We start from the raw sequence: 25,573 nt of genomic DNA, 5'->3' as shown, positions 1-25,573 counted from the left end.
GCCCCTATGCTGGTTAACGGTAAGTGGACCGCCGAATGGCACCCGGTGCAGGCCACCGATGAACAGGGCGGCTTTGTCCGCCAGATCTCCAGCTTCCGCCACTGGGTAACGCCGGACGGCGCACCAGGCCCGACCGGAGACGGCGGTTTTATCGCCGAAGCGGATCGTTATCACCTGTATGTCGCGCTGATCTGCCCGTGGGCTTCGCGCACGCTGATCGCCCGTAAGCTGAAGGGGCTGGAGCAGCTGATTAGCGTCTCGGTGGTGGAGCCGCAACTGACCGACGAAGGCTGGCATTTCGGCGACTTCCCCGGTGCCGATCGCGATACGCTGAATGGCGCGGAGTATCTGCACCAGCTCTATACCCGCGCCGACGGCGGCTTTACCGGCCGCGCCACCGTGCCGGTGCTGTGGGATAAAAAAACCGGCACCATCGTCAGCAACGAGTCAGCGGATATCGTGCGTATGCTCAACAGCGGCTTCGGTACCCTGGCTGATAACAGCCTCGATCTCTACCCGGCCGCGCTGCGCGGGCAGATTGACGCGCTGAACGCGCAGGTCTACCCACGGCTGAATAACGGCGTATACCGCGCCGGTTTTGCCACCACGCCTGAAAGCTACCGCGAGGCATATCATGACGTGTTCGCTATGCTTGATGAGCTGGAAACACGGCTGACCGACGGCGGCCCGTGGCTGTTCGGCAACGCGCTAACAGAAGCCGATATCCGCCTGTTTGTCACGCTGATTCGCTTTGACGCCGCCTACCACGGTCTGTTTAAGTGCAACCAGCGCCAGCTGCGCGACTTCCCGGCGCTGAACGGCTATCTGCTGCGGATGCTGGAACTGCCCGGCGTGCGCGAGACGGTGAGCATCGCCCATATCAAGGCGGGCTACTACTCGATCAAAGCGCTGAACCCCAACGGCATCGTGCCGGTGGGACCGGATATGCGCGCTTACGGCTTTCAGGATTAACGTGGCTTAAGACGTCAGTTTATGACGGTAGCAAGGGTGTCGGGAGCCAGTGACCGGCTGGTGATAAAGGTGTTTCTTTAACAGCCGCGCCCCACTGCTGGCCTCTTTCGGCCGTGCCGTGCCGTGCCGGGCTGACTGGCTGACTGGCTGACTGGCTGACTGGCTGACTGGCTGACTGGCTGACGATTTATGACTTAAGGAACAGAATAATGACAGACGGGTTAGTGATTTTGCTGCACGGCGTGGGCAGCAGCGGCGACGACCTCGCCGGGCTTGGCGCGCACTGGGCGCAGACGCTGCCGGGGCTGCGCTTCGCCAGCCCCGATGCGCCCCACCATTTTGAGCACGGCGCGGGCTGGCAGTGGTTCAGCCTGGCGGGGGTCACGCCGGAAAACCGTCCGGCGCGGGTCGCCGCCGCCCGCGAGGCGTTTGACCCGACGATCGCGGCGATCCTTGAACAGCATCAGATGCAGGATCGTCTGGATCGCGTGGTGCTGGTCGGCTTCTCACAGGGATCGATTATGGCGCTCGACGCGCTGGTCAGCGGCCGCTGGCCGGTCGGTGGTATCGTTGCCTTCTCCGGACGGCTCTCCTCACCGCTGCCGCATACGCCGCCGTTAACAACGCCGGTGCTGCTGATCCACGGCAGCGCGGACGGGGTGATCCCGCAGGCGGAAAGTGAAGCGGCGGTTGATAAGCTGAGCGCGCTGGGCGTGCAGGTCAGCAGCCAGTTTGAGCCGGGGGTCGGGCATACCATTTCGGCGCAGGGCGCGAGACGGGCCGGGGAGTATATTGCCGAAGTACTGGAGATGGGCGCAGAACGGGTTTAGCTCACTGCAGCTGGCAACTTCTGTAAGTTTATCCCGCAGCCTTTCTTCTCTGCCGGGCTCTCTTTATTGCAGCTTCTTCGGCAAGCAGAGAGGCCGGTACCGGTCTGCCTTTAAACATCACATATTCACCTGACGCGAGTTTTTCTTTTGCCGTGACTTCGGCTGCGTGTTTCAGCCGGCGATCCAGCCAGGCACAAAACGCTTCCATATCTATCGTGTCAGTAGTATCTGGTGATAATGGCATATCCTCTCCTTACCTGGCCTGTCTGGTTCAGCGTGACTATTCCCGGAATAAATTTTTGTCTGCTTTCTGGCTGTTTCCTGCAACCCAGCGCTCTGTCATAAAGTTTGACCAATTCAGGGCGCGCAGCATACCAGCAGTATAGTCCTGCCTTGGTCACGTTGTAATGGTCATAAACTGCGCAGGAAATCGCCGCGAACAGGTCTTTTCTGGCACGCTGCGTCAGCTGAACGCGCCTGAATTCCTGGCCCGCTCCTGACAGGTTAAAACTCACAACCCACCCGCCGCTCCCGGGAACGACCAGCTTTCTTCCATGATAAAGAATCGGGCCACCCGTTATCCCGTCCAGCAGCGACTGACCGGTAATACGCAGCAGACCGAGGGTATAGCGAAATCCCTCCCCGGAACTGCCAACCCAGAAATCACGAGAGATGTATTCGCCGGTTGCGGTGCTGCTTACTGATGCATGAGGATCGAACTCATCAACCACCTCAGACTCAGTACGGTCGGTAAAATCATGCCATTCCCAGTGATGCACAATAAGCTCCTGCTCCGTGGATTGCGTATCACTATTTACTCACTCCTCCCGCCGGTGACAATCCCGTTTCAGGCCGAAATTTCCATCCTGCGTACTGCTACGCATAATCCGCAATCGCCGGCGGCTCGCTCAGCGGCAGAGTAATGAGAAACCGCGCCCCGCCCTCTGGCCGGTTCTCCGCGCGGATCTCGCCGTCGTGCAGGGTGACGATCGCCTGGCAGATCGCTAAGCCCAGGCCGACCCCCGGCACCGCTGACTCTTTATCCCCGCGTGAGAACTTTTCAAAAATCATCCGCTGCTGGCCGTCGGCAATGCCCGGCCCGCTGTCCCACACCTCCAGCTGCAGCTGCTGCGGCACGGGCTGCGTGGCGCGAATACCGATCGTCGCCCCTGTTCCGGCATACTTCAGCGCGTTTTCCAGCAGGTTGACCAGCACCCGCTCCATCAGCGGGCCGTCCACCTCAATCAGCAGCATCTCTGGCGGCAGATCGAGGAGGATGTCGGCGCTGCCCGGTGCCGGAGCCAGCTGGCGGAGGGCGCTGCCGATCAGCTCGTCCAGCGCCATCCATTCGCGCTGCAGCAGGATGCCGCCGGACTGCAGCCGCGCCATATCCAGCAGGTTATTCACCAGCCGCACGGTGTTCAGCGCCTGGGCGCGCAGCGCGCTGGCCTGCGGCGCGTACGGCGAACCTTCGCTGGCCAGATCCAGCGTCAGGATCTCCGCCTGGCCGAACAGCACGGTCAGCGGGGTGCGCAGATCGTGCGACAGCGCCGCCAGCAGCGCGTTGCGCAGCTGTTCGCGCTCCGCTGCCAGCCGCGAGGCCGCCTCGCGCTGGCCGAGGGCGATGCGGTCCAGCGCGTTGGCGGCCAGCACGGTAAAGGTCTCCACCAGCCGCTGCTGCTCGGGGATCATCAGCTGTTGCAGGTTGACCGGCTCCAGAATCAGCAGGCCAAGGGTTTCCGTGGCGCTTTTCAGCGGCAGCATTTGCCAGGGCACGGCGGGCAGGGTGTCGGTTCCCGCCCCGGCGGGCTGGCCTTTGTCAAAACTCCAGCGCGTGATGGCGCGCTCCGGCTGGGCGCTGAGCCGTGGCTCCCCCACCGCCTGCAGCTCGCCCTGCGCGTCCGGCAGCCACAGCTCGCCACGCGCCTGCAGGGTATTCTCCACGCTGCGCTGGACGATAGCCGCGATATCGCGCGCGCTGCGCGCCCGGCTTAAGCCTTTCGCCAGCTCATACAGATGGTGTGCCCGCCGCTCGCGGTAGCGCGCCACCCGCGCCTGGTAACGCACCCCGGCGGTCAGGTTGCCGACGATTACCCCCACCGCCAGCATCACCGCAAAGGTCACCAGATACTGCACGTCGGAGACCGCCATAGTGCCGGTGGGCATCACAAATACCAGGTCAAAGGCGACGATATTCAGCAGCGTGGCCAGCACCGACGGCCAGCGTCCCCAGCGCAGCGCGACGATCACCACCGCCAGCAGATAGACCATCACCAGGTTGGCGGAATCCACCCCCGGCAGCAGCCACAGCCCGGCCAGCGTCACGCCCGCGCACAGCAGCGCCGCCGCCGCGTAGCCGCGTAGCCGGCCAGGCCAGCGCGATTCCACAGCGGGAACGCCCGCGATCGGCGGCCGCGCCGCGTCCGTCGCGGGTTGATCAAGGGCGACAATCAGAATATCCAGTTCGGGGGCCAGCGCGACCAGCCGGTCGGCAAAGCGCTCGCGCCACGGGCGGCGCGAGGGGCGGCGGCCGGTGATAATTTTTCCGAGGTTATGTTCGCGGGCGTAGCGCAGCACCGCATGTGCTTCGCTGGGGTCGGAGAGGGTGGCGGTTTCCGCGCCCAGCTCCTGTGCCAGCTGCAGGGTGCGCAGAATGCCGCGACGTTTCACCTCCGGCAATCGCCACAGGCGCGGGGTTTCGACATACACGGCGTGCCAGACGCTGTCGAGGCGCGCCGCCAGCCGGGCGGCGGTACGTACCAGCTTCTCGCTACCGCTGTCGTCGCCAATACACAGCAGGATCGCGTCGCGGGTGTGCCAGACCTTCTCCGGCCCCTGGCCGTCGCGCCAGGCGCGCATCTGGTCGTCCACCTGGTCGGCGGTGCGCCTGAGCGCCAGTTCGCGCAACGCGATCAGGTTGCCCTTGCGGAAGAAGTTCTCGATCGCCCGTTCCGCCCCGGTACCGATATAGACCTTGCCCTCCTTCAGCCGCTGGCGCAGGTCGTCCGGCGGCAGATCCACCAGCACGATCTCATCGGCGGCGTCAAAAAACGGGTCCGGCACCGTTTCACGCACGCGGATGCCGGTGACGCCGCCGACCACGTCATTCAGGCTCTCCAGGTGCTGCACGTTGACGGTGGTCATCACGTCAATGCCGGCGTCGAGCAGCTCGTCGATGTCCTGCCAGCGTTTAGGATGGCGCGAGCCGGGGGCATTGCTGTGCGCCAGTTCATCGATCAGGATCACCGCCGGATGGCGCGCCAGCGCCGCGTCCAGATCGAACTCCGCGTGCCGCTGATGTGCGGTCGCGCGGCGCGGCAGCAGGGTCAGCCCGGCCAGCAGCGCGGCGGTCTCCGGGCGGTCGTGGGTTTCCACCACGCCGACCAGCACCTCCAGCCCCTGCGCCCGCAGCCGCCGTGCCTCCTGCAGCATCGCCCAGGTTTTCCCCACTCCGGCGCAGGCACCGAAGTAAATTTTCAGCTTGCCGCGCCGGCTCTCCGCCGTCTGGCGCAGCAGCGTGTCCGGGTCGGGGCGCTGAATGTCATCGTTCATCGTCATCCTGTTAGCCCCTGTCAAAGGGTGATCTTCCTATGCTGGCAGCGCACTGAACATACCGTTCCGCACCGGCTGGATTGCGCAGAGTGCGCCACTGAGCCGACCATGATCCGCCTGCTCACCCCTTCCTGCACGGTTAGCCTGGTTGAGCCTGCGCATCAGTGCGTCAGTGCGTCAGTGCGTCAGTGCGTCAGTGCGTCAGTGCGTCAGCTTATCCAGCGCCAGATTTAACTCAAGCACGTTGACCACCGGGTCGCCGATAAAGGCCGGGCGCGGCGTCACGGTATGTGCATCAATCAGCTGCTGCACCTGCTCCAGCGGCAGCTGGCGGGCAGCCGCCACCCGTGGAGCCTGCCAGCGGGCCGCCGCCGGCGAAATCTGCGGATCCAGCCCGCTGCCGGAGGCGGTCAGCAGATCCACCGGGATCGCGCCTTCTGCCTGCGGGTTCTGCGCCCGCAGCGCCTGTACCCGCCCGGCGATCGCCTGGTCCAGCGCCGGGTTGCTGGCCGCCAGGTTGCTGCCGGAGGAGGCCAGCGCATTGTACGGTGCGTCACCTGCCGCCGACGGGCGGCCGTGGAAATAGTCGGCGCGGACAAAGTTCTGGCCGATCGGCGCCGAGCCGCGCGTCTCCCCGGCCACCTCAATCAGCGAGCCGTTGGCGGGCAGCGGCAGCAGCCACTGCGCCAGCGCGGTGGTTAACAGAGGATAGAACACGCCGGTGACCAGCGTCAGCAGCAGCAGTAAAATCAGGGCAGGACGTAACTGACTCATAAGGGTTCCTCTTACACCAGGCCGCTGACGGTCAGCAGCAGGTCAATCAATTTGATGCCGATAAACGGCACCAGCAGGCCACCGACGCCGTACAGCCACAGGTTGCGGCGCAGCAGCGCGGCGGCGCTCAGCGGACGATAGCTCACCCCCTTCAGCGCCAGCGGGATCAGAAACACGATCACCAGCGCGTTGAAGATCACCGCCGACAGGATCGCCGAGTCCGGCGAGTGCAGCCGCATCACGTTCAGGCTGTTCAGCTGCGGATAAGTGACCGCAAACGCCGCCGGGATAATGGCGAAGTACTTCGCCACGTCGTTGGCGATGCTGAAGGTGGTCAGCGATCCACGGGTCATCAGCATCTGCTTGCCGATATGCACCACCTCCAGCAGCTTGGTCGGGTTGGAGTCAAGGTCAACCATATTGCCCGCCTCTTTCGCCGCCTGGGTGCCGGAGTTCATCGCCACCGCCACGTCGGCCTGCGCCAGCGCCGGGGCGTCGTTGGTGCCGTCGCCGGTCATCGCCACCAGCCGCCCCTCCGCCTGATACTGGCGGATCAGCGCCAGCTTGGCTTCCGGCGTCGCTTCCGACAGGAAGTCGTCGACGCCGGCTTCGGCGGCAATGGCAGCAGCGGTCAGCGGGTTATCGCCGGTGACCATCACCGTTTTAATGCCCATGCGGCGCAGTTCGGCAAAGCGCTCCTTAATGCCGCCCTTAACGATATCCTTTAACGCCACCACGCCCATCACCCGCGCGCCGTCACAGACCACCAGCGGCGTACCGCCGCCGCGCGCCACCTGCTCCACCAGCCCGTTCACCGCCGCCGGGAAGTCGCCGCCGTTGCTGTCGATATAGCGTTTTACCGCATCGACCGCCCCTTTACGGATCGCCCGCTCGCCGACGTTCACCCCGCTCATCCGCGTCTGCGCCGAGAACGGGATAAAGGTGGCGTTGAGGCTCAGCAGGTCGCGTTCGCGCAGGTTAAATTTCTGCTTGGCCAGCACCACGATGCTGCGCCCTTCCGGGGTTTCATCGGCCAGCGAGGCCAGCTGCGCCGCGTCGGCCAGCTGCTCTTCGGTCACGCCCGGCGCGGGCAGAAACTGCGACGCCTGGCGGTTGCCGAGGGTGATGGTGCCGGTTTTATCCAGCAGCAGCACGTCCACGTCCCCCGCCGCCTCCACCGCGCGGCCGCTGGTGGCAATCACGTTGGCCGCCAGCATGCGGCTCATGCCCGCTACGCCGATCGCCGACAGCAGGCCGCCGATGGTGGTGGGGATCAGGCACACCAGCAGCGCCACCAGCACGGTCACGCTGACCGCGTTGCCGCCCCAGGCGGTAAACGGCCACAGGGTGGCGGTCGCCAGCAGGAACACGATGGTCAGCGCCACCAGCAGAATGGTCAGCGCGATTTCGTTCGGCGTTTTACGCCGGGTTGCCCCTTCCACCATGGCAATCATCCGGTCAAGGAAGGTTTCACCGGGGTTGACGCTGCACTGCACCACCAGCCAGTCGGAGAGGATGCGCGTGCCGCCGGTCACCGAGGAGAAGTCGCCGCCGGACTCGCGGATCACCGGCGCGGATTCGCCGGTGATCGCGCTCTCATCCACCGAAGCGCCCCCCTCCAGCACCTCACCATCGCAGGGGATCATGTCGCCGGCTTCCACCAGCACCCAGTCGCCCTTGCGCAGGGTGTCCGCTGCCACCGGCTGGTGCGCGGCACCGTACTTCGCCGCGGCCAGTTTTTTCGCCATGCTGGTCCTGGTGACGCCCTTCAGGCTGTTGGCCTGCGCCTTGCTGCGCCCTTCCGCCAGCGCTTCGGCGAAGTTGGCAAACAGCACGGTAAACCACAGCCACAGCGCGATAGCGGCGGTGAAGGCGGTATCGCCCGGCGTTTTGCCGGCGGCCATCGCCGCCGCCAGCAGGCTGGTCAGCACGCTGCCCAGCCAGACGACAAACATCACCGGGTTGCGCAGCTGGGTGCGCGGGTCGAGCTTTTTCAGCGCGTCCAGCAGGGCGACGCGCAGCAGCGCAGCATCAAACAGCGCCTGTTGATTACGACTCATGGTTTTCTCCGCCCTTAACGACTGAGCATCTGCAGATGTTCCGCCACCGGCCCTAAGGCCAGCGCCGGGATAAAGGTCAGCGCACCGACCAGCAGCACGGTGCCGATCAGCAGCGCGACAAACAGCGCGCCGTGGGTCGGCAGCGTGCCGGAGCCGGCGGGCTGGACTTTTTTCAGCGCCAGCGATCCGGCAATCGCCAGCACCGGAATAATGATGCCGAAGCGGCCAGCCAGCATGCAGAACGCCAGCAGCAGGTTCCAGAACGGCGTACTGGCGCTGAGGCCACCGAAGGCGCTGCCGTTGTTGTTAGCCGCCGAGGAGACGGCGTACAGCACTTCGGAGAAGCCGTGCGGCCCCGGGTTGAGCATCGCGCTGCGCCCGGCGTCGGTCATCATCGCCAGCGCGGTGCCGAGCAGCACCAGGCACGGGGTGACGAGGATCGCCAGCGCGGTCATCTTCATCTCCCAGACGGTGATTTTTTTGCCGAGAAACTCCGGGGTGCGGCCGATCATCAGCCCGGCGATAAACACCGCCAGCAGCACGAACAGCAGCATGCCGTACAGCCCGGCCCCGACGCCGCCAAACACTACCTCACCGATCTGCATCAGCCACAGCGGCACCATGCCGCCCAGCGCGGTAAAGGAGTCATGCATGGCGTTGACCGCGCCGCAGGAGGCAGCGGTGGTGATCACCGCAAACAGGCTGGAGTTAAGGATGCCAAAGCGCGCCTCTTTGCCCTCCATATTGCTGGCGCTGTCCGCGCCGAGGCTGAGCAGGTGCGGGTTGCCGTTCAGTTCGGCCCACATCACCAGCGCTACCGCCGCGATAAACATCAGCGACATCGCCCACAGCAGCATATGGCCCTGACGACGGTCGCCCACCGCGTCGCCGAAGGCGAAGCAGAGCGCGGCCGGGATCAGCAGGATCGCCAGCATCTCGATCAGGTTGCTGACGATCGTCGGGTTCTCGAACGGGTGCGCCGAGTTGGCGTTAAAGAAGCCGCCGCCGTTGGTGCCGAGCATTTTGATCGCCTCCTGCGAGGCCACCGGCCCCATCGGCAGCGTCTGCTTCGCCCCTTCCAGGGTGGTCAGGTCGACATAGCCGTGCAGGTTCTGAATCACCCCCTGGCTGACCAGCAGCAGCGCCATAATCAGCGACAGCGGCAGCAGCACACAGAGGGTGATGCGGGTGATATCGCGCCAGGCGTTGCCGAGATCGGCCAGCGCGCGCCGGGTAAAACCGCGGATCAGCGCAAAGGCGACGGCGATGCCGGTGGCGGCGGAGAGGAAGTTCTGCACGGTTAAGCCGACCATCTGGCTGAAGTAGCTCAGGGTGCTTTCCCCGGCGTAGGCCTGCCAGTTGGTGTTGGTGACAAAGCTGACCGCGGTGTTCAGCGCCAGGTCCCAGCGGAGGTCCGGCAGCTGCTGCGGATTCAGCGGCAGGCTGGCCTGGTTCATCAGCAGCAGAAACAGCAGCAGCAGCCCGCCGGCGTTAAACAGCAGGATCGCCAGCAGATAGCGGGTCCAGTGCATACCGTCAGGGCCCACGCCGCTGACCCGCCACAGCATGCGCTCAACGCCCGCCAGACCGGCCAGCGGCCGGTCGTCAATCAGCCGTGCCAGCCCTTTCCCTAACGGGCGGGCCAGCAGCAGCAGCAGGACCAGATAGCTGGCCAGCAGTAAAGAGGCAGAAGCGGCCATCAGAATGCCTCCGCATTGATCAGTGCGTACACCAGGTACGCCAACAGCCCAGACACCAGCACCATGCCGGTAATTACAGCAGCGCTCACAACACACCTCCACAGGCGTTTTACGTTGCAGCTATTGTTGCGAGCGGCGTGCAAAGTTGATGTAAAAATGCAGGTGCGGGGCGTAAAAAAAGTATAAAAACGCTGAGAGAACGATTGAAATTTACGCTGCCGGTGGCGGAAAAAGGAGACATAATGACAACACAAATGACACCACAAAGGATCGCCCCGATGCCGACTATCCATTTCCGGATTGATGAAGCCACCAAACGCCTGGCTATGCAGGCTGCAGAACGGCTGAATATCAGCCTGACTGAGCTGATGCGCCAGCGCGCGGAACAGCTGGCTGCCGAAGAGCAGGCATATCAGGCCGAAAGCCATGAGCGCTGGCTGGAAGCGCAGATCGCTGAGGCCTTTGAGCGTTACGATGGTGGCGAGACGCAGTTTGTCAGTGATGAAGAGGCTAATAACCATATGGATCGGTTGAAGACGCTGGCAGCAAAGGGGGAGCTGTGAATTTCACCGTCCGCTGGGCAACGTCGGCGCTGGCTGACCGGGAAGGGATCTTTCGCTACCTTAACCGTGAAGCCGGGTTTCAGATTGCTCAGCAGACCGATGATAAATTCATCTCCATGAGCCGTTTTCTGGCAGAAAACCCGTTGATGGGCGTCGCCACCGCAGCAGGTGAAAAACGACGCCGGTTAACGGTCGCTCATTTTCCCTTCATCATGGTTTATGCGATTGAAGCGCAGCAGATCGCAGTGCTGCGCGTACTGCACACCTCGCGCAGGGTGGCCGATTTTTATCGCTAGCGGAAATCCGGCAGAAAGCGCTTCACCTCCACCTCCCGAAACTGACAGCGGCGGAACTTCGCCTTCAGCGCCCAGGGAACGGTGCAGTCAAAAATCGTTTTACACGAGATACCGCTGCCGCGCAGCGCCGGGTTGTAATCCGGCGACTGGGACGGGTCAAGCGGATGGCAGCGCACGCCGGGGATAAACAGCGTATCCACGTCGCCCTGATAGCGGGTCTGCATGGCCCACAGCACGTCGTTGCTGTCAAAAATGTCCACGTCTTCATCCACCACGATCGCCTGCTTCAGCTCCGGGAAGGCGGCAAAAGCCAGCAGCGCCGCCTGCCGCTGACGCCCTTCATCCTGCGGGCCGGATTTTTTAAACTGCAGCACCGCCAGCAGCTTACCGCCGCCGGCAGAGTGGGCATAAACGTTAAGCAGTTTGCCGGGCATCGCACGCTCCACCAGCGCCAGAATGCTCGCTTCAGTGGGGATACCGGCCATGCTGACGTGCTCCTCGCTGCAGCCGATGGTGTGCTGCAGGATCGGATTGCGGCGGTGGGTGACCGCCTTTACCTTAATCACCGGCAGCGCCGGGTTGGCGATGCCGATGTAGCCGGGGAACTCCGGCATCGCCCGCCCGGTTTGCGTATGCCGATCCTCCTGCACCCGCCGGTCGGGCAGCAGCTCTCCTTCGATTACCACCTCGGCGTGGGCGATGGCGCGGGCGTTCACGGTCAGCGCCTGCGCCAGCTCCACCGGGCGACCGCGCAGCGCCCCGGCCACGCTCAGTTCGTCAAAGCCCTGCGGCGTGGTCGGCGGTTCAAAACAGGCACCGATATAAATCGCCGGATCGACGCCGATGCTGATGGTCAGCGGCAGCGCCTGCCCGGCGGCTTCCGCCTTCTGGCGAAAGACGTCCAGGTGACGGCCGGGGGCAAAGTACATCGACAGCTCATCGCGCCCCTGCACGCACAGCCGGTGGATGGTGATATCCGACTCGCCGGTGTGCGGATCGCTGGCGTAGCACAGCCCCATGGTAAAGAACGGGCCGGCGTCCTCTTCCGTGTTGGTGGGCGCAGGCAGCAGCGTGCGCAGGTCAAAGGCCGGGTCACTCGCCAGATGCACCTGCTGCTGGCAGAGAAACTCGTCGCCGTTACACATCACCGGCGGCACGGGGTGTTGCACGGCGTCTTTCAGCAGATGGCCGAGCCGCGTCGGATCGCACCCTAACAGCAGCCCAACGCGACGGCGTGCGGCCAGCACCCCGGTGACCACGCGGAAATCAGGAAAGCCTTTAATGCGGTTAAACAGCATCGCCGGGCCAATGCGCGTCGGCCGCATGGTGGTCCCCCCCGCGCCGACGTAGCGATAAACGCCGGAGAGTTCGGCGTGGGGATCCACCTCCGTATCCGTGACTACCAGCTCGCCAGGCTTGGCATGCAGCAGCGCCAGCGCGGAACGCAAATCATAAACGGTATCGTTCATCCTGACCTCCTCAGTGAAGAAGCGGCCAGTATCCTGCGCTCCCCCTCCCCCGGATTAACGGAAAAGGGGATCGTCCGGCGGCGGCTCAGGACCTGCTGTTCAGCTCACGGATTTACCAGCTGAAAGTGCGAGCTGTGTCGCGATCGGGAGATATGCGTGGGGCAAAGGCTTCTCTTGCCCTCTGCGGGGTGCTTAAATCGGCTGTTGATCACCAAACGGAGGTTTTATGCTGTCCTCACAAACCCTTAGCCTGGCCATCCACCGTAACTGGGTGGATCTGTACGAAACCATCTGGAAACCGGAGTTTTTCCCGCGCTGGGCGTCCGGACTCAGCCAGGGGCCGCTGGTGCAGGAAGGCAACAGCTGGAAGGGTCAGGGGCCGCAGGGGGCCGTTAAGGTGCGTTTCACCGATCACAACCCCTTCTGCATTATGGATCACTGGATCGACGGCGGTTACAGCAAAGAGATCTTTGTGCCGATGCGCATCGTCGCCAACGAACAGGGCTCACAGGTGCTGATCACCGTCTTCCGCCAGCCGCTGCTGTCCGATGAACGCTACGCGCAGGAGCTGGAGTGGGTACGGCGCGATATGCAGGCGCTGCAAACGCTGCTGACCGGCTAGCCGGCCCCGTCGGCTGAGCTGGCAGGCGGGCCAGTGCTGGCAGCTGAGCTGGCCTGCAGACAGACGCATCGGGGCTGGCGGCTGAGCTGCAACCCGGTTTATTTACCTCTGCGGCCAGCCTGCTCTGTCGCCGCGTAATGCGGGCGTACGCCCGCACGATCTACCCGTTTCAGGATAAGGAGTGTCTGATGGAAAAGATTATTTTTGATACCGACATCGGCGTCGACGATGCCTTTGCCCTCGCTTATGCCGCGAAAAGCTGTGACATCCTCGGCATCACCTGCGTATTTGGTAACGTCGCCGTAGAGCAGGCGGTGCGTAACGCCCGCCTGTTCAGCCATAAAATCGGCCTCGATGTGCCGGTGTACCGCGGCAGTTCGCGGCCGCTGGCCCACCTGCCGACCCCGTCAGCCTGGGACGTACACGGTGCAGACGGGCTGGGCGGGGTGTTTGATAACCCGTGGAGCGGCGCGGCAGAAAACGCCATCGACTTTATTATCCAGAGCGTGCGCGATAATCCGGATGCGCTGACTATTGTGGCGATCGGCCCGCTGACCAATATCGCCATGGCAATCAACCAGGCACCGGATATCATTCCACAGATTAAACGGCTGGTGGTGATGGGCGGCGCCTTTGGCAGCCACGGCCACAGCGGCAACGTCACGCCCTTTGCCGAGTTTAATATCTGGAAAGATCCGCACGCCGCCGACCAGGTGCTGAGCTCGGCTATTCCGGTAGTGATGCTGCCGCTGGACGTGACGCTGGAGGTCACCGTCAGCGGTGACGATATTCGCAGCCTGAACCATCCGCTGCTGAGCGCCATCTCTCAGGGCTACCTTGCTTACAGCAAACAGCACGGTGTCGAAGGCATGGCGCTGCACGATACCCTGACCATCGCATACCTGAACCACCCGGAATGGTTTGGCGTCACCACGTCACCGGTACGGGTAGTCACCGACCGCATTAACCGCGGACAGACGCTGCGCCAGCTTAACAGCCCGGCAACGCAGGACGACCCGTTTGCCGGCTGCCGCCCGCAGTCGCTGTGCCTCACCGTTGAGGCCGAGCACGTGAAAGCGCATTTTATGGCGGCGCTGCGCCAGTAAACCTGCTGCTGCGCGACAGCTGCAATATCGGCAGCACCAGCACCAGCACCAGCACCAGCACCAGCAACACCAGCAACACCAGCAACACCAGCAACACCAGCAACATCAGATGCAGCAGCGGAGCAACTTGCGTGGCGTAACGCTAAGCCTGTACGCGCCGCAGCAGCCATAAAAACCACGGTGCCCCCAGCAGCGCGCAGACGATACCGGTGGACACCGGCCACGGCCAGGCGATATTGCGTCCCAGCCAGTCGGCCAGCACCATCAGCGTGGCCCCCAGCAGCGCCGCCAGCCCGGTCTGCTCCGCCACGCTGCGCGCGCCAGCTGCGGTGCCATCAGGCCAACAAAACTGATCGGTCCGACCAGCAGGGTGCCGGCCGCCGTCAGCGCGGCCGCCAACAGCAGAATCAGTAACGTACCCTGCCTGAGATTCACGCCCAGCGTGCGGGCCGTTGCCGCGCCCAGTCCCAGCAGCTGCAGCACGCGGCGCAACAGCAGCGCCAGCGGGATCAGCAGCAGCGCCTGCACCAGGCCCGTTACGGCCGCCGCCGCGCTGATACCGGCGGTAGAACCGGTACTCCAGCTGAGCAGCTGCAGCGCGCGCGGGTCGCCGCTCAGCATCAGCAGGCTGGTTAACGCCCCGCTGATGCTGGTGATGCACAGCCCGGTCAGCACCAGCCGCTGCGGCTGAAATCCGTTACGCCCGCCGAGCCACAGAATGGTTGCCGTAACCAGCAGACTGCCGGCCGCCGCCGCCGGAAACAGCAGCGGCAGCGGCTGGCTGACCAGCATAAACAGCAGCAGCACCGCCAGCGAGGCACCGCTGCTGATGCCAAGCAGCTCCGGGCTGGCCAGCGGGTTGCGCGTCAGCCGTTGTACCAGCACCCCGGCCACCGCCAGCATGGCACCGGCGGCCAGTGACCCGACCATCCGTGGCCAGCGCCACGCCAGCAGCAGGCCGTCCGCTATCTGCCGGTTACAGCCCAGCGACAGCCCGACCGCCAGCAGCAGCAGACCAGCTAACAGAATAACGCGCCCGGCGCTAAGCGATGCCCCGCAGGCGGGCACCGTCTCCGCCGCCTGCGGCAGACGGATAATGCGCTGGCGCGACAGCAGCAGCAGGATCAGCGGTGCGCTGAACAGCGCGGTGACCGCGCCGGTCGGCACGTCTCCGGCGGCGGGTGAGAGCGTCTGCGCCAGCCGATCGATAAGCCACAGCAGCAGCGCGCCAAACCCCGGCACCCACAGCAGCTGACGGCTGAAATGCCGTACCCCGAGCAGCCGCACCAGCGCCGGGGCCGCCAGGCCAATAAAGCTGATAATACCCAGCTGACTGGTGACCAGTGCGCTGAGCACCACGGCGATCATCAGCGCAAGCAGCCTGACGCGCACCGGCGAGGCACCAAGACTGGCGGCGCTCTGCTCCGACAGGCCGATTAATGCCAGCGGCCGCGCCAGCAGCAGACTCAGCCCGCCGCACAGCAGCAGCGGCAGCGTTAACATGCGCACGCTCTCCCAGCCGTTCTGGCTGAGCGAGCCGGCCTGCCAGCTGAACAGATCGCTGAGATAGTCGTGGTTGAACAGCACCAGCAGCGTGGAGAGCGCCCCGGCGTACAGGCTCAGCACCATGCCGGCGAGGATCACCTGCAGCGTAGCCAGCCGCTGGCGCGCCACCAGCAACAGCAGCAGCAGCGTGGTCACGCCCGCGCCCGTCAGCGCCACCGGTGCCAGCCCGAACGCCAGCAGGCCGGGTGCCAGTACCAGCACCAGCGCGACGGCAAGGTTGGCCCCGGCAGCCACGCCGAGGGTGGCCGGTTCCGCCAGCGGATTGTGCAGCACCTGCTGAAACAGCAGCCCCGCCAGCGCCAGCGCCCCACCGGCCAGCAGGCTGACGGCCAGCCGTGGCAAAAAGCTGTAGATCAGCAGCAGGTGACCGCTGTGATGGTCTTGCAGCAGCGGCCGCAGCTGCTGTACGGTCAGCGCCAGCGCGGCCAGCAGCAGCAGTAAAAACAGTTTCAGCGGGGTCATGCGCAACATCAGGGCTCACTCAGCAGCCGCAGCGCCAGGCTGTCGGCAAGACGCAGGGCGGTATGCACCCCGCCAAACGGGAAAAAGGGCGGCAGCGCGACGACGTTGCCCTGCTGTACCAGCGGCAGATGCTGCCACAGCGCGCCGGACTGGCGTACTTTGCGCAGCCGGTCGGTGGTGGTCGGCAGCTCAACGTAAAACAGCCGGGCGTCCGTCAGCGAGGCCAGCCGGTCGAGACCGACGTTGGCCAGCCCCATGCTGCTGACCGGCTGCTGCCAGGCGTTAACCAGCCCCAGCCGGTCAAGCACCGCCTGCACCAGGCTGTGCTGCCCGTACACCGTGGCGTGTTTACCGTCCTGATTGAGTACCGCCACGCACACCGCCGGGCGCGGCCGCTGTGCCAGCTGCTGCCGGTAGTCCGCCAGCCGCCGTTCGCCGTGGGCGATCAGCTGCTGTGCCACGGCCAGCCGGTTAACCCGCTCACCAAGAGCAAGCAGATAGCGGCACAGCGACTGCCAGGCATCGTCCGCCGCCGGATATACCGTGACCACCTCCAGCGGGGCGATACGCTGCATCGCCGCCATCATCGCCGGTGCCAGCGCATCGCTGAGGATCAGCGAGGGGCGCAGCTGTGCCAGATACTCAAGGTTGGGTTCCCAGTACGGCCCGATATCCGCCACCGCCGCAGGCAGCGGCGGCTGCGGAATGCGCCGGCGAAAGTAGCCGCTGTCCGACAGCGCCAGCGGCGTAATTCCCAGCGCCAGCAGCAGCTCCGCCGCCACCCAGTTGATCGCCACAATCCGCTCTGCCGCCAGCGGCTGCCCGCGCACCGCGTGGCTGAACGCCAGCGGTGCCAGCAGCAGCGCCTGCAGGCAGTCCCGCCGCCGCCATGACCCCTGCTGCATCAGAAGTTGTATTTAACCGAACCGATCAGCGTGCGCTCCTGACCCGGGTAACAGCTGGTGGCGTCGTCACAGGTACCGACGTAATGATGGTCCAGCAGGTTCTGTACGTTAACGCCAAAGGTCAGATGGTGATTCACCCTGTAAGAGGCACCGGCATCGACCAGCGCAAAGTTTTTCACCGGAATGGTGTTAGCGTTGTCGCCGTACATGCTGCCAACGTAGCGCGTACCGCCGTTCAGCGTCAGGCCATCCAGAACACCGCGGGTGAAGTCGTAGCTCAGCCAGGCCGAGGCCATGTGTTTCGGTACGTTGGCCTGCTTGTTACCCTGGACGCCATCATTGCTGCGGGTGATCTCCGCATCGGTGAAGCTGTAAGAGGCCAGCGCGTGCAGATTCTCGCTCAGCTGCGCCTGCAGTTCCCACTCCACGCCGCGTGAACGCACTTCGCCGGACGCCACCTGATAACCGGTGGCCACGCCGTTCACCAGCTCGTTGGTCAGCACGTTGGTTTTGGTGATTTCAAACGCCGCCAGCGTCATCAGCAGGTCGGCATCCGGCTGGTACTTGATCCCCGCCTCATACTGGTGGGCCTTGCTCGGCGTGAAGGTCTGGTTATCGCGGTTGGTACCGCTGTTTGGCGTAAAGGATTCAGCATAGCTGATGTACGGTGCCAGCCCGTTGCCCGCCAGCCAGGTCAGCCCGGCACGCCCGGTCCAGGCATCTTTATCCAGCCAGCTGGTGTTGCCGGTCAGGTTGTTCTGCGTGCGCATGCTGATATCGTCATGGCGGCCACCGAGGGTCAGCAGCCATGCCGGGGTCAGGTGGATCTGATCCTGCAGGTAGACGCCGAGCTGAGAGGTGGTCTGATCGTTATTGTTCACCGCGTTGGTCGGATCGGCAATCGCCATGCCGTACTGCGGCTGCCAGACGTTCAGCACCGGTGCCGCCGCGCTGAACCGTTTGGCGTTACCGTCCAGCCAGCTGTAGTCGACGCCCCCCAGCAGGGTGTGGCTGAACGCGCCTGTATTGAAGTCGGCCTGCAGCTGGTTGTCGAGATTCAGCGTCTGCATATGCTCATCAAAACGGATGGCGTTGCGCGACTGCTGGCCGCTGGTGAAGTCGATGGCGCCCGGCAGCAGGTTGTTAAGGATGGTATCGGTCTGCCCGACGCGCAGATTCTGCCGCAGCTGGACTGTTTCTGTCAGCTGGTGGCTGAACTCGTAACCGGCGGTGAACTGTTCGTTACGGAAGTGGTTGTAGCTGTAGTCACCGAGCAGGGTATCCGTTACCTTGCCATCCGGCTGCGTCAGTACCGAGATAGTGCCACCGGAGCTGTCGCGCAGGTAGTCCGCGCGCAGCGTCAGGCTGGTGTCTTCGTTCGGCAGCCAGCTGAACGACGGCGCGAGATAGAGGCGATCGTCTTTCACTTTCGGGCCGTTGGCATACTGGAACTGGGTGTTGCTGTCCCGCGCCACGCCGACCAGGCGGTAGAGATAGCGGCTGTCACCGTTGATTTTATCGCTGAAGTCGAACTGCAGCTGTCGGCGGTCGAAATTGCCAAGCTGGACCTCCACCTCATGTACGCCCTGTGCGGTGGGCAGTTTGCTGACGCGGTTGATGATTCCACCGGCATCACCGAGGCCAAACAGCGTCGATGACGGGCCACGCACCACGTCGATGCGCTCCAGCGCGTAAGGCTCGGTGCGGAAATAGCTGTAGCTGTTGTTGAGCTGGCGCAGGCCGTCGCGATAGTCGTTGGTGGTCAGGGCGTTAAAGCCGCGGATGTAGATCCAGTCATAGCCTTTCGGGTCAACGCCGTAGGTTTCAGTCTTCACCCCCGGCACGTAGCGCAGCGCTTCGGTCACGCTCTGCACGTTCTGCCTGTCCATCTGCTGGCGGCCGATCACCGAGACGGACTGCGGTACCTCCAGCAGCGCGGTATGGGTTTTGGTGGCGCTGCTGGTCTGCTGCGGCACGCTGCCACCCAACGCCCCGCCACGGCCGGTCACCGTCAGGGTGTCACCCGCATTACCCGCGTCACCCGCAGCGGGCGAGATGGTGATCATATCGTTTTGCCGCTGCCAGATCAGGCCGCTGCCCAGCAGCAGGCGATCGAGTGCACTCTCCAGCGTCATGGTGCCGCTGACCGCCGGGGCTGACTTATTTGCCACCGCCGCCGGTGCCACGATCAGCTGAACGCCGGCCTGTTGCGCCAACGCATTCAGCGCCGGGGCCAGCGGCTGGGCGGGCAGCGACACGGCTACAGGGGCGGCAGCTACCGCCAGCACCGGCTGGGAACCCAGAGTGACAGCCAGGGCCAGCAGGCTGAATCTAAAGGTTTTTTCCACAGGTGAAATTAAAGAAAACAGGGTCATGTATCGGTTCCCAAAGGTATGTAATAAGAATCATTACCTTTGAAGACGCTGTGACGGACAAAACCCTGACGTCAGGATGACGTTTTTTTTACGATTTTTTTTCCGCCGTGCTGCGCGGCACGATGAGCGTAGTGTCACCCTGCTTTTTCAGCGTGACCGGCAGCACGGCAGGCAGCGCCCGGGCAAAACTGTCCAGCCGCCCCAGCGCGAAGCTGCCGGTGATGCGCAGTTCCGCCACCCGGGGATCGGCCTGATAGTGCACGCTGCCGTAGCGGGCGAACTCGGCCAGCGCCAGCGGCAGCGGGGTGTTGTCGAAACTGACCCGCGCCTGCTGCCACGAGGCCACCGCCTGCGGGGCGATCGCACTCTGCCCCGTCAGCAGGCCGCTGCCGTCACTCTGGCTCTGCTGACCGGCGCGCAGCACGCGCAGATGCGCATCGGTGCGGGCAATCCCCAGCCTGTTCACCAGCCGCCACCAGCCGTAGCGCCAGCCCGCCTGCGGCCCGACGCGCACCGCACCGGAACGCACCGCCACGCTGACGCCCTCTCCGCTCATCGAGTGCGGAATGTAGCGCACGCTGAATTCAGTGCCGAGAACCGTGACGCGCAACGTACCGCTGCGCACCGTCAGCGGGCGCTGCGCCTGATGGGCCACCTGGAAAAAAGCCTGCCCCTGCTCCAGCCAGATCTCGCGATGCTGCGGCCAGTACGCCACCCGCAACCGGGTTTCCGCGTCCAGATTCAGTTTGCTGCCGTCCGGCAGGGCGATCAGGCGTTGCTCGCCGCGCTGCGTAGCGTAAACCTGCTCAAACTCTGCCGGCGCCAGCTGCCGCCACAGCGGCCAGATCAGCACCGCCAGCAGCAGTACCGCCAGCGCGGGCCACAGCAGGCGGCGCGGCCGCCGGGCAGGAGCGGCCAGCTCACGCCGCACCTGCTGACGCAGGCGCAGTTTCTCACTTTCGGGCAGTTCACCAAGCTGTTGCCACAGCGCCGTGGTACGGGCAAACGCGGCGGCATTGTCGCCCTGGGTCAGCCAGTGGTTAAACTGCTGTTGCTGTCCGGCGCGGAAACCGGCCTGCTGTCGCAGCAGCCAGGTTTCCGCGCTGTCAGCCTGTTCGGGCCGTAAGGCATCCGGGGTTTTCATCGCATTATCCTTTGCTGTCCTGCCCGCTGGCGCTGCCTTCCCGGCAGGCCACCATCGCCCGAATAATATGTTTCTCTACCATATTGGTGGAAATCCCCATCTGCTTTGCGACCTCGCTCTGCGACAGCCCGTCAATGCGGTGCAATACAAACGCCTGACGACAGCGCGGCGGCAGCGCCTCGATGATTGCCACCAGTCGGGCAGCGTGCTGGCTGCTCTCCGCCTGCGCCTCGGGCTGCCAGCTCCCGGGAGCGACAATACAGGACTCATCGATATCCTCAAGATTTTCATGGGATTGTCTTTTACTGCTGCGGTAGCGGTCAATCAGCAGATTGCGCGCAATCTGATAGAGCAGGCCGCGGGGCGAGGCGACGTCCCCGCCGGGGGGCAGCGTTAACGCGCGGCTGAAGGTCTCCTGCGTCAGATCCTGAGCACTGTCGTGGTCACGCAGTTTACGCGTCAGAAAGCGCAGGACTTCAACGTAATACTGTTCAAACGCTGACACGATAACTTTTCTCAGGCGACAGGCAACGGATGGGCGAATGAGCGTAGCATCATGTTGAATGATTATCATTGTTATTTTAATGCTGCCCGCCACCCTTTTCAGCCCGGTAAACGGCCCGGATGTCAGCATTCTTCAGCCAACAGGCCAGAACGTAAATCAACGTCAGATATTGAACAAATTATTTGAAAGACTTGAGCAAATCACTCCGCTATCAGAATCGCTTCAATGCGCCTATTATTGTTTTCAACGAAGGCAAACAGCCTTCTCCCAAACAAACTTACTGAAGGAATGACCCCATGAAATCTATCAAAACTATTGCTGCTGTTACCGTACTTTCTCTGGCCTCTTTCGGCGCATTCGCCCAGACCGTGGTCGCTACCGGTTCAACCATTGAGAGCGCAGAAGCCCAAATCGCCGCTCAGGCACAGCAGGCCGGCGCGTCTTACAAAATCATCGAAGCCAGCGGCAATAACACCGTGCATATGACCGCCGAACTGGTTAAATAAGCATCCGGCAATGCCCGAACCCTGCCAGACAGGGGACGGGCATGCCCGTTTTTCTGTACCGGCTGCCCCTCACCCCTCGCACCGTCCTGCCCTGCCCCGCGCGTACATTCTGCGGCTACCTGCCCGATACCTGAAGACTGCCGCTAGCAAACGATCGTTGGCTCACACAGCACCGGGAAGTTCAGCGAATTAGCAATATAGCAAAGCGCATGCGCCTGATGATGCAACTGCCGGGCCTGTTCCAGGTCATTGCCTGCGGCAATGGTCACCTGCGGCCGCAACACCACCTGCGTAAAGCGGCCGGTTTTGCCTTCCACCATGGTTCCCTCTGCGTCGTCGCGGTAGGCCTGCACACGAATCCCGGCTTCCGCACACAGGTGCAGATACCATAATTTATGGCAGGCGGAGGCGGCAGCGACCAGCAGATCTTCCGGATTCCAGCGCAGCGGATCCCCTAAGAACGCCGGATCGGACGAACCAGCAATCGGTGGTTTCGCGCCCGCGTTAAGCACAAAATCCCGGCTGTAAGCCTTGTAGGAAGCCGTTCCCTGCCCTTTGTTGCCTGTCCATTCAACCGCAACCCGATAGTGATGTTCACGCTGTGCCATGATGCCTGCTCCGAAATAAGCTGAGAAAATGCGCTTTGCTGTGGCGACGGATTGAGAAAGTAAAGCATATGGTATACCATTATGCCAAATGTTTTTCAGAGAACCTGTGATGCTGAATAAGCCAGACTCAACGGCGGAAGTGATTGCCGCTTCACTGCGCGAAATGATTAACCGGGGTGAACTTGCCGAGGGTACACGCCTGATCGAGCGTGAACTGGCCAGCCAGTTTTCAGTCAGCCGTATTCCGATGCGTGAGGCTATCCAGCAGCTGGAGAGGGAAGGTCTGGTCGAAAGCCAGCGTAACCGTGGTGCCGCCGTCAGCAGGCTGACCGCCCGTGACGTCAATGAAATCTATCAGCTGCGTGCGCTGGCAGAAGGGGAAGCGATCGCGCTCAGTGTGATGAACCGCAATGACGAAACGCTGGCACGCGCCGGGCTGGTACATCAGCTGCTGGAAACGGCGCAGACGCCGCAAAAACAGGGCGAGCTGAACCGCGAGTTTCACCACATTCTCTACCAGGGCTGCAATAACGGCAGGCTGCTGAAAATTATTGCCGAATTATGTGCCCAGATTGAGCGCTACGAACAGCTGCAACACCGGCTGCTGGCCGATACGCCGGTGTTTCAGCAACAGCATGCCGCCATTCTGGCGGCTTACCGCCAGGGGGATGCGCAGCTTGCCCGTGAAGAGACGGTGCGGCATCTTGCCTCTGCCCGGCAGCGGGTACTGGAAATCATTGCCCGCCAGCCCGGCTGACAGCGGTAAGTCGCTCCGGCGGCCCGGCGTCAGTGACCGCATGTTCAGATCATCACCGGAACGAAATAATCGATCTTCAGCTGCCGCCCCTGATGTTGTTCAAACCAGCGTTGGTTGATGCGCTCAATATCGTGGCCGTCGCGGCGCACCGCGCGGGCCAGCGGTAGCGCATGCTCATAAATCAACCCGATAAATTCCGCATAGTGCTGTGATTCGCCGCAGTAGCTGAACTGCAGATAGGTCTGGCGCTCAAGGGTGACGTCTATCTGCTCCACCTCCGCCGACACGGCGGTGGCCGTCAGGCACGTCAGATACTGTAGCGTTGAATGCTCCTCCCCCGCCTTACCGCGCACCACGTTAATCAGCCCATACAGATCCTCCGGCGGCGCGGCCAGCGCGGCCAGCCGCGACTGCCAGAACTGCTGGCGCTTCTGCCAGCAAAAGTCATCGATGGTGTGCAGCGTAAAGGGGAAGTGGTTGAGCTGGCCGCTGAGCGACAGCGCCTCCAGCTCGACCAGCTGCCCGGTGGGCACCGCCTGCGCGGTCAGGTTCACCGGCGGACACAGCCCGGCGCACGACCAGTCCACGGCATCGCGGTACTGCGCCGGGGTAACGTTAAAGTGGCGCTTAAAGGTTTTATGGAACACGTTGTGGCTGGAGAAGCCATGCTCGCTGCCCACCGTATCAATCTGTTTATCGAACAACCGCAGCATAAAGGCGGTGGAGGTCAGCCGCCGCTGGCGGGCGTAGGTGGCCAGCTTCTGCCCGGTCACTTCCTTAAAAATGCGCTGCAGGTGCCACTTGGAGTAACCGGATTTGGTGACAAAGTCATCGATGGTCAGCGGCGTCTGGATATTTCCCTCCAGCCACTGCAGCAGCTGTTGCACCACTTCTTCTTTGAACGTCATTTTCATATTTCACCGCTACGTCGGGTAGTGGCCAGAAGCCTTTCTCTCAGCGCCAGCGGCGCGCCAACGGCAGAGTGAAGTTTAAGGGAGTGCACCAGCCAGGCACCGTCGGCGGCCAGCCTGGCTGTCTCATGCTGCGGGTCGCTATCGGTAGACTGATGACGCTGCAGGCGCCCGGCCAGCCACTTCGACCAGCGTTCACAAAGCTCCGCAGACGCCATCATCGACAGCGAAAGCGGCACGTGCAGACTGGCTTCTTCCTGCAAAATATCCCGAAAAGACATCATCACATAGGCACGGGTAAAGCTGCCCCAGGCCTCCTCATCAGCCGCCATCAGCCGGTCGATTTCCCGGTCATGTTCGGCTTTAAAGGCATCAAACACCGCATCCAGCAGCGCCTGCTTATGCGGGAAATGGTGGAAGAAGCCGCCCTTGGTCACCCCCGCCGCCTGCGCCACCGCCTGTACCGTCACGGCGGTCAGCCCCTGCTGCGCCGCCATTTCGGCAGCACACTGGATCAGCGCCGCCCGCACCTGCTCCGGCTGTTTTTTACGATACCAGCCGCGCAGGCAGCATCGGCCGCCATCGTCATTTTCGTCAGTCGGGGGGAGTTTCGACATCATGTCCTCATAAAAGATACCGTACGGTATGTTTTGTGAAGATAGCATAAAGCCCCGCCGGTGAACGCAGCTTTTTTCTTCAGTTCAGGTAAATGTTGTACCGGCTAAATGGACAGTTTACCCATCGACACTGCCCCCCGAGGGTTTATAATAAGTTAACATTTAAATTTTTTATAAACCTGAGAGGCATCATGATTGGAGAACGCTTGCTACGCGCACGCTCAGCTGCAGGTCTGTCGATGCAGGCGTTGGGTGAAGCCGCAGGGGTCAGCGCCAACATGATCAAAAAGTATGAGCACAATCAGAATATGCCCTCTTCCGGCGTTCTGCTTAAGCTTGCAAAAGCATTAAATGTGCGTAGCGAATATTTTTTCCGCCCTTATCAGGTTGAACTTAAAGGAATTGAATATCGCAAACGGGTAGCAACACCCGTTGCGCTGCTAAAACGCATTGAGGCCGATGTTATCGACCAGGCCGAACGCTGGCTTGAACTGGCTAACCTGTGGCCAACGTTTCCGGTAACCCAGTTTGTCCCCCCGCGATACGAGCTGCAATACATCAATGACTGGGATGATATTGAGACACTCGCCGGGCAACTTCGCGACAGCTGGCAGTTGGGTTCAGCACCAATTGCAGATCTGATCGATCTGCTGGAAACACGCGGTATTTTAGTGATTGTTACCGATATCGGTAAACAAACCCGCTTCGACGGTTTGCAGGCAGACGTTGCCGGCAAACCCGCTATTATCGTTTCTTCAAACTGGCCGGGCGATCGTCAACGCTTCACGCTGGCACATGAACTCGGACATCTGCTGTTGCAGGGGCGTTTGTCTGCAGATATGGATGAAGAAAAAGCCTGTAATCGTTTCGCTGCTGCCTTTTTATTGCCAGCCTGCTGCGTTCGACAGCAGACAGGCCAGTATCGCCACCAGATTGAATTTCGTGAACTTTATCTGCTCAAGCAGGAATACGGCATCAGCATGGCCGCCTGCCTGTATCGACTGCTGAGTCTGGGTATTATCAGCCCTGCCCTGCATAAAAAATTAGTCATCCATTTTGCCCGCCAGGGTTGGCGCAGCACAGAACCCGGCACCCCGTACCCACAGGAGAATACCTTCCTTTTTCAGCAGCTGGTTTACCGCGCACTGGGCGAAGACATTATTGGGGAAGCTAAAGCTGCCGAATTACTGGGTCTGTCATTAAGTTCATTCCATCAGGCACGGAAGCTGGAGCCCCCCCATGAGACTATTAATCAGTGACGCCAATATCATTA

The 25,573-nt window shown here is 62.7% G+C and carries 28 protein-coding genes; 10 read left to right on the top strand and 18 right to left on the bottom strand.

Annotated elements, in window-relative coordinates:
* Positions 1-6 precede the first annotated feature (6 nt).
* Both GKQ23_RS02080 and GKQ23_RS02075 read left to right on the top strand, forming a co-directional pair.
* Positions 7-972, top strand: a complete 966-nt coding sequence (locus tag GKQ23_RS02080; RefSeq protein WP_212409644.1) for a glutathione S-transferase family protein — start codon at positions 7-9, stop codon at positions 970-972.
* Positions 973-1,181: 209 nt separating this feature from the next.
* Entirely contained in the window at positions 1,182-1,802 is a 621-nt protein-coding gene (locus tag GKQ23_RS02075; protein ID WP_212409643.1) for an alpha/beta hydrolase, read from the top strand.
* 28 nt (positions 1,803-1,830) lie between these two features.
* On the opposite strand, the gene GKQ23_RS02070 is transcribed toward GKQ23_RS02075, so the two are convergent.
* The 7 genes from GKQ23_RS02070 to kdpF all read right to left on the bottom strand — a co-directional run bounded on the left by GKQ23_RS02070 (position 1,831) and on the right by kdpF (position 9,977).
* A complete protein-coding gene (locus GKQ23_RS02070) occupies positions 1,831-2,046 on the bottom strand; it encodes a hypothetical protein (protein WP_056240624.1) in 216 nt (71 codons plus the stop codon).
* Positions 2,021-2,581: a hypothetical protein gene (locus GKQ23_RS02065; RefSeq protein WP_212409642.1), complete on the bottom strand. Its 561-nt coding sequence runs from the start codon at positions 2,579-2,581 to the stop codon at positions 2,021-2,023. Before GKQ23_RS02065 ends, GKQ23_RS02070 begins: the two co-directional genes overlap by 26 nt.
* A gap of 97 nt (positions 2,582-2,678) precedes the next feature.
* A complete protein-coding gene (kdpD, locus tag GKQ23_RS02060; protein ID WP_212409641.1) occupies positions 2,679-5,354 on the bottom strand; it encodes a two-component system sensor histidine kinase KdpD in 2,676 nt (891 codons plus the stop codon).
* Positions 5,355-5,555: 201 nt separating this feature from the next.
* Complete coding sequence (gene kdpC, locus GKQ23_RS02055; protein WP_212409640.1) at positions 5,556-6,128, bottom strand: potassium-transporting ATPase subunit KdpC; 573 nt, start codon at positions 6,126-6,128, stop codon at positions 5,556-5,558.
* Between the two features lie 11 nt (positions 6,129-6,139).
* Positions 6,140-8,188, bottom strand: coding sequence for a potassium-transporting ATPase subunit KdpB (kdpB, locus tag GKQ23_RS02050; RefSeq protein ID WP_056240639.1), 2,049 nt, complete (start codon positions 8,186-8,188; stop codon positions 6,140-6,142).
* A 14-nt stretch (positions 8,189-8,202) separates the two neighbouring features.
* The gene (kdpA, locus tag GKQ23_RS02045) at positions 8,203-9,888 is read right to left on the bottom strand and encodes a potassium-transporting ATPase subunit KdpA (RefSeq protein WP_212409639.1); all 1,686 of its coding nucleotides are present in this window, start codon (positions 9,886-9,888) and stop codon (positions 8,203-8,205) included.
* On the bottom strand, positions 9,888-9,977 hold the full coding sequence (gene kdpF, locus GKQ23_RS02040) for a K(+)-transporting ATPase subunit F (protein ID WP_082502391.1): 90 nt from the start codon (positions 9,975-9,977) through the stop codon (positions 9,888-9,890). The genes kdpA and kdpF overlap by 1 nt, the downstream gene beginning before the upstream one ends.
* A 189-nt stretch (positions 9,978-10,166) precedes the next feature.
* Here kdpF and GKQ23_RS02035 point away from each other — a divergent pair, with 189 nt between their 5' ends.
* Positions 10,167-10,451: a hypothetical protein gene (locus GKQ23_RS02035; protein ID WP_056240646.1), complete on the top strand. Its 285-nt coding sequence runs from the start codon at positions 10,167-10,169 to the stop codon at positions 10,449-10,451.
* On the top strand, positions 10,448-10,747 hold the full coding sequence (locus GKQ23_RS02030; RefSeq protein ID WP_212409638.1) for a type II toxin-antitoxin system RelE/ParE family toxin: 300 nt from the start codon (positions 10,448-10,450) through the stop codon (positions 10,745-10,747). The genes GKQ23_RS02035 and GKQ23_RS02030 overlap by 4 nt, the downstream gene beginning before the upstream one ends.
* Here the strand turns inward: GKQ23_RS02030 and GKQ23_RS02025 are convergent.
* Positions 10,744-12,216: a UbiD family decarboxylase gene (locus GKQ23_RS02025; protein ID WP_212409637.1), complete on the bottom strand. Its 1,473-nt coding sequence runs from the start codon at positions 12,214-12,216 to the stop codon at positions 10,744-10,746. The two genes, GKQ23_RS02030 and GKQ23_RS02025, sit on opposite strands and share 4 nt — an antisense overlap.
* 226 nt (positions 12,217-12,442) lie before the next feature.
* On the opposite strand from GKQ23_RS02025, the gene GKQ23_RS02020 reads away from it, so the two are divergent.
* Both GKQ23_RS02020 and GKQ23_RS02015 read left to right on the top strand, forming a co-directional pair.
* Positions 12,443-12,838: a polyketide cyclase gene (locus GKQ23_RS02020; protein WP_212409636.1), complete on the top strand. Its 396-nt coding sequence runs from the start codon at positions 12,443-12,445 to the stop codon at positions 12,836-12,838.
* 188 nt (positions 12,839-13,026) lie between these two features.
* The gene (locus GKQ23_RS02015) at positions 13,027-13,944 is read left to right on the top strand and encodes a nucleoside hydrolase (RefSeq protein ID WP_212409635.1); all 918 of its coding nucleotides are present in this window, start codon (positions 13,027-13,029) and stop codon (positions 13,942-13,944) included.
* Here GKQ23_RS02015 and GKQ23_RS24045 read toward each other — a convergent pair.
* From GKQ23_RS24045 to GKQ23_RS01990, 7 genes are all read right to left on the bottom strand, one after another.
* On the bottom strand, positions 13,922-14,050 hold the full coding sequence (locus tag GKQ23_RS24045; protein ID WP_256442832.1) for a hypothetical protein: 129 nt from the start codon (positions 14,048-14,050) through the stop codon (positions 13,922-13,924). The genes GKQ23_RS02015 and GKQ23_RS24045 overlap by 23 nt on opposite strands.
* Positions 14,051-14,086: 36 nt before the next feature.
* Positions 14,087-14,254, bottom strand: coding sequence for an iron chelate uptake ABC transporter family permease subunit (locus GKQ23_RS24135; protein WP_371820041.1), 168 nt, complete (start codon positions 14,252-14,254; stop codon positions 14,087-14,089).
* Complete coding sequence (locus GKQ23_RS02010; RefSeq protein WP_371820040.1) at positions 14,209-15,972, bottom strand: iron ABC transporter permease; 1,764 nt, start codon at positions 15,970-15,972, stop codon at positions 14,209-14,211. The genes GKQ23_RS24135 and GKQ23_RS02010 overlap by 46 nt, the downstream gene beginning before the upstream one ends.
* Before the next feature lie 8 nt (positions 15,973-15,980).
* Positions 15,981-16,877, bottom strand: coding sequence for an ABC transporter substrate-binding protein (locus tag GKQ23_RS02005; RefSeq protein ID WP_072166449.1), 897 nt, complete (start codon positions 16,875-16,877; stop codon positions 15,981-15,983).
* On the bottom strand, positions 16,877-19,252 hold the full coding sequence (locus GKQ23_RS02000) for a TonB-dependent siderophore receptor (RefSeq protein ID WP_212409634.1): 2,376 nt from the start codon (positions 19,250-19,252) through the stop codon (positions 16,877-16,879). The genes GKQ23_RS02005 and GKQ23_RS02000 overlap by 1 nt, the downstream gene beginning before the upstream one ends.
* Positions 19,253-19,340: 88 nt before the next feature.
* Positions 19,341-20,396: a FecR family protein gene (locus tag GKQ23_RS01995; RefSeq protein ID WP_212409633.1), complete on the bottom strand. Its 1,056-nt coding sequence runs from the start codon at positions 20,394-20,396 to the stop codon at positions 19,341-19,343.
* A gap of 4 nt (positions 20,397-20,400) precedes the next feature.
* Positions 20,401-20,901, bottom strand: a complete 501-nt coding sequence (locus GKQ23_RS01990) for an RNA polymerase sigma factor (RefSeq protein ID WP_212409632.1) — start codon at positions 20,899-20,901, stop codon at positions 20,401-20,403.
* A 58-nt stretch (positions 20,902-20,959) separates the two neighbouring features.
* Between GKQ23_RS01990 and GKQ23_RS01985 the strand changes: the two genes are divergently transcribed.
* The gene (locus tag GKQ23_RS01985; RefSeq protein ID WP_212409631.1) at positions 20,960-21,193 is read left to right on the top strand and encodes a hypothetical protein; all 234 of its coding nucleotides are present in this window, start codon (positions 20,960-20,962) and stop codon (positions 21,191-21,193) included.
* Between the two features lie 4 nt (positions 21,194-21,197).
* Entirely contained in the window at positions 21,198-21,407 is a 210-nt protein-coding gene (locus GKQ23_RS01980) for a YdgH/BhsA/McbA-like domain containing protein (protein WP_056240674.1), read from the top strand.
* A 143-nt stretch (positions 21,408-21,550) separates the two neighbouring features.
* On the opposite strand, the gene GKQ23_RS01975 is transcribed toward GKQ23_RS01980, so the two are convergent.
* A complete protein-coding gene (locus GKQ23_RS01975) occupies positions 21,551-22,015 on the bottom strand; it encodes an OsmC family protein (RefSeq protein WP_056240677.1) in 465 nt (154 codons plus the stop codon).
* 109 nt (positions 22,016-22,124) lie between these two features.
* Between GKQ23_RS01975 and GKQ23_RS01970 the strand changes: the two genes are divergently transcribed.
* Positions 22,125-22,772, top strand: a complete 648-nt coding sequence (locus GKQ23_RS01970; protein WP_056240681.1) for a GntR family transcriptional regulator — start codon at positions 22,125-22,127, stop codon at positions 22,770-22,772.
* A 44-nt stretch (positions 22,773-22,816) separates the two neighbouring features.
* Here the strand turns inward: GKQ23_RS01970 and GKQ23_RS01965 are convergent, their stop codons facing one another.
* Both GKQ23_RS01965 and GKQ23_RS01960 read right to left on the bottom strand, forming a co-directional pair.
* Complete coding sequence (locus GKQ23_RS01965; RefSeq protein WP_212409630.1) at positions 22,817-23,680, bottom strand: helix-turn-helix domain-containing protein; 864 nt, start codon at positions 23,678-23,680, stop codon at positions 22,817-22,819.
* Positions 23,681-23,682: 2 nt separating this feature from the next.
* On the bottom strand, positions 23,683-24,300 hold the full coding sequence (locus GKQ23_RS01960) for a TetR/AcrR family transcriptional regulator (protein ID WP_072166462.1): 618 nt from the start codon (positions 24,298-24,300) through the stop codon (positions 23,683-23,685).
* 191 nt (positions 24,301-24,491) lie between these two features.
* Between GKQ23_RS01960 and GKQ23_RS01955 the strand changes: the two genes are divergently transcribed.
* Positions 24,492-25,559 carry an ImmA/IrrE family metallo-endopeptidase gene (locus GKQ23_RS01955; RefSeq protein ID WP_056240687.1) on the top strand — a complete coding sequence of 356 codons (1,068 nt, stop codon included), beginning with the start codon at positions 24,492-24,494 and terminating at the stop codon, positions 25,557-25,559.
* Positions 25,560-25,573: the final 14 nt, after the last annotated feature.

It is taken from the genome of Erwinia sp. E602, from assembly GCF_018141005.1.
Lineage (GTDB): Bacteria > Pseudomonadota > Gammaproteobacteria > Enterobacterales > Enterobacteriaceae > Erwinia.
The sequence above is the reverse complement of the archived record's forward strand: the minus strand, read 5'-3'. Positions and strand labels throughout refer to the sequence as shown.

Excerpts from the sequence above, each read along its gene's own strand:
- GKQ23_RS01980 (WP_056240674.1), top strand. The coding sequence starts at position 21,198 with ATGAAATCTATCAAAACTATTGCTGCTGTTACCGTACTTTCTCTGGCC.
- GKQ23_RS02000 (WP_212409634.1), bottom strand. The coding sequence starts at position 19,252 with ATGACCCTGTTTTCTTTAATTTCACCTGTGGAAAAAACCTTTAGATTC.
- kdpA (WP_212409639.1), bottom strand. The coding sequence starts at position 9,888 with ATGGCCGCTTCTGCCTCTTTACTGCTGGCCAGCTATCTGGTCCTGCTG.
- GKQ23_RS01960 (WP_072166462.1), bottom strand. The coding sequence starts at position 24,300 with ATGTCGAAACTCCCCCCGACTGACGAAAATGACGATGGCGGCCGATGC.
- GKQ23_RS02010 (WP_371820040.1), bottom strand. The coding sequence starts at position 15,972 with ATGACCCCGCTGAAACTGTTTTTACTGCTGCTGCTGGCCGCGCTGGCG.
- GKQ23_RS01975 (WP_056240677.1), bottom strand. The coding sequence starts at position 22,015 with ATGGCACAGCGTGAACATCACTATCGGGTTGCGGTTGAATGGACAGGC.
- kdpC (WP_212409640.1), bottom strand. The coding sequence starts at position 6,128 with ATGAGTCAGTTACGTCCTGCCCTGATTTTACTGCTGCTGCTGACGCTG.
- GKQ23_RS01985 (WP_212409631.1), top strand. The coding sequence starts at position 20,960 with ATGATTATCATTGTTATTTTAATGCTGCCCGCCACCCTTTTCAGCCCG.
- GKQ23_RS01955 (WP_056240687.1), top strand. The coding sequence starts at position 24,492 with ATGATTGGAGAACGCTTGCTACGCGCACGCTCAGCTGCAGGTCTGTCG.
- GKQ23_RS02020 (WP_212409636.1), top strand. The coding sequence starts at position 12,443 with ATGCTGTCCTCACAAACCCTTAGCCTGGCCATCCACCGTAACTGGGTG.
- GKQ23_RS02075 (WP_212409643.1), top strand. The coding sequence starts at position 1,182 with ATGACAGACGGGTTAGTGATTTTGCTGCACGGCGTGGGCAGCAGCGGC.
- GKQ23_RS02070 (WP_056240624.1), bottom strand. The coding sequence starts at position 2,046 with ATGCCATTATCACCAGATACTACTGACACGATAGATATGGAAGCGTTT.
- GKQ23_RS02005 (WP_072166449.1), bottom strand. The coding sequence starts at position 16,877 with ATGCAGCAGGGGTCATGGCGGCGGCGGGACTGCCTGCAGGCGCTGCTG.
- kdpD (WP_212409641.1), bottom strand. The coding sequence starts at position 5,354 with ATGAACGATGACATTCAGCGCCCCGACCCGGACACGCTGCTGCGCCAG.
- GKQ23_RS02080 (WP_212409644.1), top strand. The coding sequence starts at position 7 with ATGCTGGTTAACGGTAAGTGGACCGCCGAATGGCACCCGGTGCAGGCC.
- kdpB (WP_056240639.1), bottom strand. The coding sequence starts at position 8,188 with ATGAGTCGTAATCAACAGGCGCTGTTTGATGCTGCGCTGCTGCGCGTC.
- GKQ23_RS01965 (WP_212409630.1), bottom strand. The coding sequence starts at position 23,680 with ATGACGTTCAAAGAAGAAGTGGTGCAACAGCTGCTGCAGTGGCTGGAG.
- GKQ23_RS24045 (WP_256442832.1), bottom strand. The coding sequence starts at position 14,050 with ATGTTGCTGGTGTTGCTGGTGTTGCTGGTGTTGCTGGTGTTGCTGGTG.
- GKQ23_RS02025 (WP_212409637.1), bottom strand. The coding sequence starts at position 12,216 with ATGAACGATACCGTTTATGATTTGCGTTCCGCGCTGGCGCTGCTGCAT.
- GKQ23_RS02015 (WP_212409635.1), top strand. The coding sequence starts at position 13,027 with ATGGAAAAGATTATTTTTGATACCGACATCGGCGTCGACGATGCCTTT.
- GKQ23_RS01970 (WP_056240681.1), top strand. The coding sequence starts at position 22,125 with ATGCTGAATAAGCCAGACTCAACGGCGGAAGTGATTGCCGCTTCACTG.
- GKQ23_RS01995 (WP_212409633.1), bottom strand. The coding sequence starts at position 20,396 with ATGAAAACCCCGGATGCCTTACGGCCCGAACAGGCTGACAGCGCGGAA.
- GKQ23_RS02035 (WP_056240646.1), top strand. The coding sequence starts at position 10,167 with ATGCCGACTATCCATTTCCGGATTGATGAAGCCACCAAACGCCTGGCT.